Source organism: Kitasatospora sp. NPDC007106, from assembly GCF_040634455.1.
Lineage (GTDB): Bacteria > Actinomycetota > Actinomycetes > Streptomycetales > Streptomycetaceae > Kitasatospora > Kitasatospora arboriphila.
This window is the reverse complement of record NZ_JBEYFP010000373.1, coordinates 1-5,848: the sequence shown is the minus strand read 5'-3', so window position 1 is coordinate 5,848 and position 5,848 is coordinate 1. Positions and strand designations below refer to the sequence as shown.

3 protein-coding genes are annotated in these 5,848 nt (G+C 75.0%); 2 read left to right on the top strand and 1 reads right to left on the bottom strand.

The window, feature by feature from the left end; translation table 11 throughout:
* Positions 1-48 precede the first annotated feature (48 nt).
* A complete protein-coding gene (locus tag ABZ641_RS23735; protein ID WP_344628207.1) occupies positions 49-3,264 on the bottom strand; it encodes a S41 family peptidase in 3,216 nt (1,071 codons plus the stop codon).
* Positions 3,265-3,511: 247 nt separating this feature from the next.
* Here ABZ641_RS23735 and ABZ641_RS23730 point away from each other — a divergent pair, with 247 nt between their 5' ends.
* Entirely contained in the window at positions 3,512-5,188 is a 1,677-nt protein-coding gene (locus ABZ641_RS23730; RefSeq protein ID WP_359984666.1) for a glycosyl hydrolase family 18 protein, read from the top strand.
* 111 nt (positions 5,189-5,299) lie between these two features.
* Positions 5,300-5,848 (top strand): BadF/BadG/BcrA/BcrD ATPase family protein (locus ABZ641_RS23725; protein ID WP_359984663.1); only part of this gene is annotated, 549 nt, incomplete at its 3' end.

Below are 5,848 nucleotides of genomic sequence, written 5' to 3'. Positions count from 1 at the left end.
GGCCCGGCCGCCGGCCGGGCCCCTCGGCGTGCGGATCCGCCCGGCCCGTCAGGCGCGCGGCGGCAGCGGCGGGCGCCGCAGGTCAGGCCGGGGCGTGTCCCCCGGCGGCGGCACCGCCGCGTGCTGCTCCGCCAGCAGTTCCATGGCGAGTTCCACCGCGGCCGCCAGGTCGGTGTGCTCCCCGCGGGCCCAGCTGTGCGGGGTGCGCAGCACCTCCACGTCCGGTTCGACGCCGCGGTTCTCCACGGACCAGCCGATGCCCTCGGTGAACCAGGACGCGTTCTTGGGCACCGAGATCTGGGTGCCGTCGCCGAGCACGTGCCGGCCGGTCATCCCGACCACGCCGCCCCAGGTGCGGGTGCCGACCACCGGGCCGAGTCCGAGCAGCTTGATGGCGGCGATGATCACGTCGCCGTCCGAGCTGGTGGCGTGGTCGGCGAGGGCGACCAGCGGGCCGCGCGGCGCGTCCCTGGGCCAGCGCACCGGGTGCCGTCCGCGGGTGAAGTCCCAGGCCAGCACCCTGCGGTTGAGCTTCTCCAGGACCAGTTCGGAGACGTTGCCGCCGGCGTTGCCGCGGACGTCCAGGATCACGGCGGGCTTGGCCAGTTCGCTGCGCAGGTCGCGGTTGAACTGGGCCCAGCCGGAGCCGCCGAGGTCCGGGATGTGCAGGTAGCCGCACCGGCCGTCGCTGAACTCGCGGACCAGCTTGCGGCGTTTGCCGACCCAGTCCTGGTAGCGGATCGGCCGTTCGTCGGTGAGCGGGGTGACGGCGATCCGCCGGATCCGTCCGGAGTCCTTGCAGCGCAGGGTGAGTTCGACGGTGGTGCCGCCGGTGCCGGCCAGCAGCGGGGCCGGGCCGCGGACCGGGTCCGGCGGGCGGCCGTCGACGGCGATCAGCTCGTCGCCGTCCTGGAGGCCGAAGCCGGCCAGCGGTGCCCGGGCCCGCGGGTCGGAGGACTCCCCGGGCAGGATCCGGTCGACCAGCCAGCGGCCGTCCGGGTCGCGGTGCGCGTTGGCGCCGAGCAGGCCGAGCGGCTGCTGGAGCAGCTGCGGGCCCTCGCCGCGGCGCGAGGGCGTGACGTAGGCGTGCGAGGTGCCGAGTTCGCCGAGCAGCTCGCGCAGCAGGTCGGCGAAGTCGTCGGGGCCGGCGATCCGCTCCAGCAGCGGCTCGTACTGGGCGACCAGCTCGGGCCAGTCCAGGCCGCACATGTCCTCGTCCCAGAACTGGTCGCGGACGATCCGGGCGGCCTCGTGGTACGCCTGCCGCCACTCCGCGGCGGGGTGCACGATGTGGGTGATCCGCCGCAGGTCGACGGTGATCGGGGAGCCGAGCGGCAGCGGGTGCAGCTTGAGCGCGCCGGCGGAGTACACCAGCACGGAGCCGCCGTCGCCGGAGACCGAGAAGCCGTCCAGCTGGTCGGCGACGGTCGAGCGGCTGCCGTGGGCGAGGTCGAAGTACTCCAGCGAGGGCTTGCCGGAGGTGTCGGTGGGGCTGGCGAAGGTCTGGCCGAGGGCGCCGGAGATCGGCCAGCGCAGCCAGAGCACCCCGCCGCGGACGGGCGCGGTCGCCGAGTACTTGGACGCGGTGACCGGGAAGGGCACCAGCCGCTTGGTGAGGCCGTCCTGGTCGACGGTGACGGTGCCGTCGCCGGTGGCCTCGTCCGGGTCCAGCCCGACCGCGGGACGGCCCTCCACCGGGGCGGCGAACGGGGACGGGGTGCCCGCGGAGAGCGGGACGAGGTACGGGCGGCAGCCGAGCGGGAAGGACATGTCGCCGGTGTGCACGTCGTGCACCGGGTCGAAGCCGCGCCAGGACAGGAAGACCAGGAAGCGGCCGTCCCGGGTGAAGACGGGGTGCTCGTCCTCGAACCGGCCGCCGGTGACGTCCACGATCCGCTCCGCGGCGTCCACCCGGGTCAGCCGGATCGCCCGCAGCGACCGTCCGGCGACCGGCTGCGACCAGGTGAGCCACTGCGAGTCGGGGGAGAAGGCGGGGCTGCTGACCGGCCCGTACTGCGAGGACGCCACCTCGCGGACCTCGCCGTCCTCGGTGGCGACCAGCAGCAGCCGCCCGTCGGAGGCGGCCACCGCCAGATGGCGCCCGTCGGGGGCGGCGGACAGCTCCTGGACGTGCCCGATCCGGCCCGCGGCGATCCGGCGGGACGGGCCGCCGTCGCCGCCTCGCGAGGGCAGCGGGGCGATCTCCACGGCGTCCTCGCCCTCCGCGTCGGTGACCCAGGCGACGTGGCCGCCGAACGCCGGCAGCACCGGCAGCCGGGAGCGCACCCCCGGGGTGTCGGCGAGCACCCGGGCCGGGCCCTCGCGGTGGGTGAGCCAGTACAGGCTGCCGCGGACGTTGACCACCCCGGCCCGGCCGGTCGGGTCGCAGACCAGGTCCTTCACGTTCAGCGCCGCCGACACCTGGTAGGGGCGCCGGCCGGCCCGGGAGCCGCCGAGCGGCACCTCCAGGCGGCGCGGGGCGGGGGAGTCCAGGCCGTCCAGCAGCCAGAGGTCGCCGGCGTGCTGGTAGACGATCCGGGTGCCGTCGGAGGCCGCCTCGCGGGCGTAGTAGGAGGCGTGGTCGGTGTGCCGGCGCAGGTCGGAACCGTCGGGGCGGCAGGAGTACAGGTTGCCGACGCCCTCGTGGTCGGAGAGGAAGGCGATCCGCGGGTCGTCCGGTTCGCCGACCGGCATCGGTGAGGCGAGGTGCCCGGTGTGGCCGGGCAGCAACTCGCCGTGGTCGAGCCAGAGCCGGCCGGTGGCGCCGCCGCGGTAGCGCTTCCAGGAGGCCGGGCCGTGCGGGGCGGCCGAGGTCAGCAGCACGGTGTGCTCCAGCCCGACCTGGGCGTCGTTGACCGGCCCCCAGGGCATCCGGCGGCCGGGCGCGCCGTCCGGCGGCAGCGCGTACGCCCAGGTGTAGTGGGCGAACGGCTCGTGGTACGAGGTCACGGCGAGGACCTGGCTGTTGGGCAGCCAGCCGCGGACCCGGGTGTCGTGGCTGCCCCAGAAGGTGAGTCGGACGGCCTCGCCGCCGTCCACCGGGGCCGTCCACACCTCGGGGGTGAGCGCCTGCCAGCTGGTCCAGGCGGCGGTGCGGCCGTCGGGGGAGAGCCGGGGGTTGCTGACCCGGACGCGGTCGCAGCTCACCCGCCAGGCGCGTCCGACGGTGCCGTCCGGGTGCAGCGGCGCCACCCACACGTCGTCCTCCGCGGTGAAGGCGAGCAGATCACCGCGAATGTGGGGGTACCTGAGATATCCGGACACTTCTCCATGGTTCGGCGGCCTCGGGGGCCGCGCAACCCGCCGCCCTACTCGGCCTGCGACGGCGGGCCCTGACGGTGCGCCGACTCCATTGACAGGGCCGCGGGAATTCCGCTTCAGTGGTCTAGTCCAAGTGTGGTCCAGTCCAATGCGGCGTCCCCTGCCGCGGCTGCCGCACGCCCGGCCGGCCCCCACCGCGCCCGGACACCCCCATGTCTCACGGCTGTCCCACGGCAGGAGCATCCCCCACATGCGCGCTACCCCGAGACCCTCCCACGCCGCACCGCCCGGCCGCCGCGTGCTCGCCGCGGCCACCGCCTGGACGGTCGCCGCGGCCGGTGCCGTCGCGCTGACCGTCGGCCTCGCCAACTCCGCCAGCGCCGGCGAGTTCCTGGCCAACGGCGGCTTCGAGAGCGGTTCGCTGGCCCCGTTCAGCTGCACCGGCGGCACCGGCAGCGTCGTCACCGGCCAGTCCCACACCGGCAGTTACGCCCTCGCCGGGGCCGCCTCGGCGAGCGACAACGCCCAGTGCACGCAGACCGTCGCGGTCGCCCCCAACACCGCCTACACGCTCTCCGCCTGGGTCAAGGGCGCCTACGTGTACCTCGGCGTCGACGGCGGCGCCTCCACCTGGACGCCGGGCACCGGCGGCGCCTACCAGAAGCTGACCGTCAGCTTCACCACCGGCGCGAGCCAGACCAGCGCCACCGTCTTCACCCACGGCTGGTACGGCCAGGGCACCTACTGGGCCGACGACATCTCGCTGGACGGCCCGGGCGCGCCCTCGCAGCCGCCGACCTCCCAGCCGCCGACCAGCCAGCCCCCCACGTCGCAGCCGCCCACCTCGCAGCCGCCGACCAGCCAGCCCCCGACCTCGCAGCCGCCGACCACCCAGCCGCCCGGCGGCGGGCTGCCCGCGCACGCGCTGGTCGGCTACCTGCACGCGAGCTTCGCCAACGGCGCCGGCTACACCCGGATGGCCGACGTCCCGGCCTCCTGGGACGTCATCAACCTGTCCTTCGGCGAGCCCACCTCGGTGACCTCCGGCGACATCCGCTTCAACCGCTGCCCGGCCACCGAGTGCCCGACCGTCGAGTCCGACGCCGACTTCAAGGCGGCCATCGCCGCCAAGCGCGCCCAGGGCAAGAAGGTGCTGATCTCGATCGGCGGCCAGAACGGCCAGGTCCAGCTCACCACCACCGCCGCCCGCGACGCCTTCGTCTCCTCGGTCTCCGCGATCATCGACAAGTGGGGGCTGGACGGCCTCGACATCGACTTCGAGGGCCACTCGCTCTCCCTCAACACCGGCGACACCGACTTCAAGAACCCCACCACCCCGGTGGTGGTCAACCTGATCTCGGCGCTGAAGACGCTCAAGGCCAAGTACGGCTCCGGCTTCGTGCTGACCATGGCCCCGGAGACCTTCTTCGTCCAACTCGGCTACCAGTACTACGGCTCCGGCCCCTGGGGCGGCCAGGACCCGCGGGCCGGCGCCTACCTGCCGGTCATCCACGCGATGCGCAACGACCTGACCCTGCTGCACGTCCAGGACTACAACTCCGGCTCCATCATGGGCCTGGACAACCAGTACCACTCCATGGGCGGCGCGGACTTCCACGTCGCGATGACCGACATGCTGCTCAAGGGCTTCCCGGTGGCCGGCAACACGGCGAACGGGTTCCCGCCGCTGGCCGCCTCGCAGGTCGCCATCGGCATGCCCGCCACCACCAACGCAGGCAACGGCTACGTCGCCCCGGCCGAGGTCGACAAGGCCCTCGACTGCCTCACCAAGACGGTCAACTGCGGCAGCTACGTCCCGCGCAGCGGGGCGCAGCCGAACCTGCGCGGCCTGATGACCTGGTCGATCAACTGGGACCGCTTCGGCGGGCAGGAGTTCTCCAAGAACTTCGACGCCTACTTCGGCTGACCCGCACCCACCGGGCCCCGGGCGGACCTCCCGCCCGGGGCCCGGTGTCGTTGACGCCCCCGCGGCGGCGGCCGATCATGGGGGCAGCCCGACCACCAGCAGGGAGAGCCCATGACCGGCCCGCTCGTCCTCGGCCTCGATGCCGGCGGCACCGGCAGCCGGGCGGTCGTCGCCGACCTGCACGGCCGGGTCCTCGGCCGGGCCCGCGGCGAGGGCGCCAATCCGGTCGCGCACGGCCGGGCCGCCGCCGCCCGGGCGGTCGGCGCCACCGTGCGGGCCGCACTCGCCGGCCTGGACCCCTCCGAGGTCGCGGCCGGCGTGGTCGGCCTGGCCGGTGCCCTGGTCGCCGAACCCGGACTCGACGGGCTCTGGCCCGAGGTCGGACTCTCCGTCACCCCCCGCACCACCAGCGACCTCGCGCTCGCCTACACCGCCGGCACCGGCAGTCCGGACGGCACCGTGCTGATCGGCGGCACCGGCGCGGTCGCCGCCGAGGTGCGCGACCACACGCCCGTCCGGCTCGCCGACGGCCACGGCTGGCTGCTCGGCGACCTCGGCTCCGGCCAGTGGCTCGGCCGGGAGGCCGTCCGCCTCGCGCTCGCCGCCGTCGACGCCGGCCGGCCGCTCACCGGCACCGCGGCGGCCGCCGCCCCGGGACCC